General features: G+C 39.0%; 3 protein-coding genes. All 3 read right to left on the bottom strand.

Annotation, left to right across the window (positions count from 1 at the left end):
• The coding region (locus tag ABZA26_RS11630) for a putative RNA methyltransferase (protein ID WP_372714689.1) at window positions 1-535 on the bottom strand (535 nt) is incomplete at its 3' end.
• 5 nt (window positions 536-540) lie between these two features.
• Entirely contained in the window at window positions 541-1,305 is a 765-nt protein-coding gene (locus ABZA26_RS11635) for a TatD family hydrolase (protein ID WP_372714690.1), read from the bottom strand.
• Between the two features lie 95 nt (window positions 1,306-1,400).
• Entirely contained in the window at window positions 1,401-2,741 is a 1,341-nt protein-coding gene (locus ABZA26_RS11640; RefSeq protein WP_372714691.1) for an MATE family efflux transporter, read from the bottom strand.
• Between the last annotated feature and the right edge of the window lie 159 nt (window positions 2,742-2,900).

A 2,900-nucleotide genomic window follows, 5' to 3' on the forward strand; every position in this document is an offset into this window, starting at 1 on the left:
CCAGATGACCTCCGTCTCTTATGACCCTGCTGTACTCCTCAGGTACTATCCTGGCAAACATGCACAACACAATATCCAGGACACTGTCTTTTACAGGAAGTTCTCCCCCGCTTGCCACACACCAGAATATCTCTTTATAACTTTTACTGGCTGCCAGGACAGCTTCTTTGGATATATCAATACCCACTATTTCTGCAGTTTTATTTTTTTCTTCAAGACAGTTTTTTATACGGTTAGTATAATATCCCTCTCCGCAGCCTATATCCAGTATTTTTACTTCTTCTTCTGAAAGTTCTAATATTATCTCATTTACTTTCTCAGATATTTTTCCGTAAAACCCAGCTTCTAGAAACTGTTTTCTGCTCTCTACCATATCCCTGTCATCACCGGGATTTTTAGATTTTTTTTTACTGGATAAAAGCAGATTCAGATAACCCTGTTTTGCCATATCATAATTGTGTTTGTTTTTACATTTATAGCTTCTTCCCTCTTTCTCCAGTTCCTCTCTGCACATAGGGCATACCAGTAGTCCCATTCAAATTACCCCTTTATCATTTTATAAGCTAGCTTTGTATTTTTGTTTGTGACTCTCACTACCTCTTCATAGTCTATACCTTTTATTTCGGCTATTTTTCTTGCCACATACTCTACATAGACAGGTTCATTTCTCTTTCCCCTATAAGGTTCCGGAGTCAGATACGGGCAGTCTGTTTCTACCAGGAGTTTTTCCAGCGGAATCTCCCTTACTGCCTCCACAAGTTTTTTTGCATTTTTAAAGGTAATAACTCCCCCTACACCGAAGTAATAGTTGTCCATTACCTCTCGGGCACTTTCATACGAACCCGGGTAACAGTGAAGTATTCCTGTCACTTCGGGATACTCTTTCAGTATCTCAAGGGTATCGTGCATGGCATCCCTGGTATGGACAACTATGGGCTTACCCACCCTTTTTGCGATCTCTATCTGACTCCTAAAGACCTCCTGCTGTCTCTCCTTAGGCTCAGTCATCCAATGGTAGTCAAGACCTATCTCTCCCACAGCAAGAACCTTAGGGTGTCTCGCCAGTTTTTCTATTGTGTCTTCCGTCTTCTGGTTATAACCGGTTATATCAGTCGGATGTACACCTGCCACTGCATATATAAAATCATGCTCTTCTGCAAGCTTTATACTCTCTTCAGAGCTTTTTACGTCATATCCTATATTTACTGCAAATTCCAGTTCTTCTCTTATTTTTTCTATAACTTCATCTCTGTCACCCTGAAATTTTTCATTATCCAGATGACAATGGGAATCTATAAGTTTCATTATTGTCTATCACCGCCGTTAATTTTTCTTGAAATATTTAAAATTATACTACAAATCTCCCCTTTAAACAAACCCTGGTTGTATCATTTGTAATATCAGACTTTTTTCCCTTTGGAAAGCAGTATTTTTTTATAGACGCTGTTTACATAAAAAACGGCAATTATTGAAGCACTCCAGTTTATTGTAAATATTCCCCACCATATCCCGGTGATACTTCCTGTCATTCTTGTGAATACAGGAAACAGGAGAATCGGCATTAGAAATTGCCTGTACAGACCTATAACTATTGCAAATTTAGGCCTTTTTAACCCTTGAAGTATCGACACAGAAATATTCAGAAAAATATAAGAGTTGAACACAAGAACTTCCACTCTGAAATAACTCATACCGTATTTTATTATCTCGCTGTTTCTTGTGAATATCTTTAATAAGTATCCCGACAGAGGAAATATAATAAACATAGCCGTAGTCATAATAACAATTCCGTATTTAAGGGTCTTTTTATATACAACCATGACCCTCTCTATCTCTCCTGCTCCATAACTTTGTCCCGCTATACTGAGAGCAGCTATATTAAGGCCTATCGCCGGCAGAAGTGCCATCTGTTCTATCCTCATTGATATACCGTAGGCTGCCACAGCCATGTCTCCCCCCTCTTTTATGACAAAATAATTAATCACAAAAATTCCGAGAGCTATGGTCATCATATTGAGACTGGCAGGTATCCCCTGAGAAAGTATATTTTTATAATTTTCCATATGAGGTCTGCAGAGTTTATATTCAAAATCAGAAAAAAGCTGGGACATCTTCACCCTTCTATAGAGGTAAAAGTTCCCTATTATCTGCACAAGCACTGTCGCCATGGCCACACCATCTGTGGATAATTTGAGCACAAATATAAAAAACGGATCCAGGGCTACATTGGCAAAAAATCCGATTATCAAAAAATTTCTGTAGGATTTGGTATCTCCCTGGGAAGAAAGTATTCCGTTAAAGACCATATTCATCACAAAAAATATTGATCCTATAAATATCCAGGTGGTATATTTTTCACCGTAAAAAACAGAGTTTTCCGTACCGCCCATATATCTGAAGAGAGGCCCGTCCACCCCTATACCCACAAATGTTATAAATACTGCAAAAATCACTCCCAGCGTCAGAGCATCCCTTCCCGTCACCCTGGCCTTCTCACAGCTTTTTTCCCCTATAAAGTTTGACAGAATAGCCGTTACCCCTGTGCCTATACCAGAACCCAATGATATGAGAATAAAAAATACAGGAAAGGACATTGCAAGTCCTGCCAGCGCCTCTGGACCGATATAACCTGTGTACATACTGTCCACCACATTAAAAAGGGTGTTAAAAAGGAACCCCACACTTGAGGGTATCGCTACTTTTTTTACTGCCTGGCTTATATCTCCCTTTGTAAGGTCCATCTTTCTCACCCCTTATTTTAATCTATTTTATAGAAACTACTAAATTTACCCAGTGTTACTTTTCTCTTGACAGAAAAGTAACCAAAAGGTCAAGAGTTTTCAAATGTCTAGGAAGTAGATGTTTCTTTTAACGCCTTTGTAAGCTACAGTCCTCGGTTC

This window comes from Ilyobacter sp. (assembly GCF_041583315.1).
Classification (GTDB): domain Bacteria; phylum Fusobacteriota; class Fusobacteriia; order Fusobacteriales; family Fusobacteriaceae; genus Ilyobacter.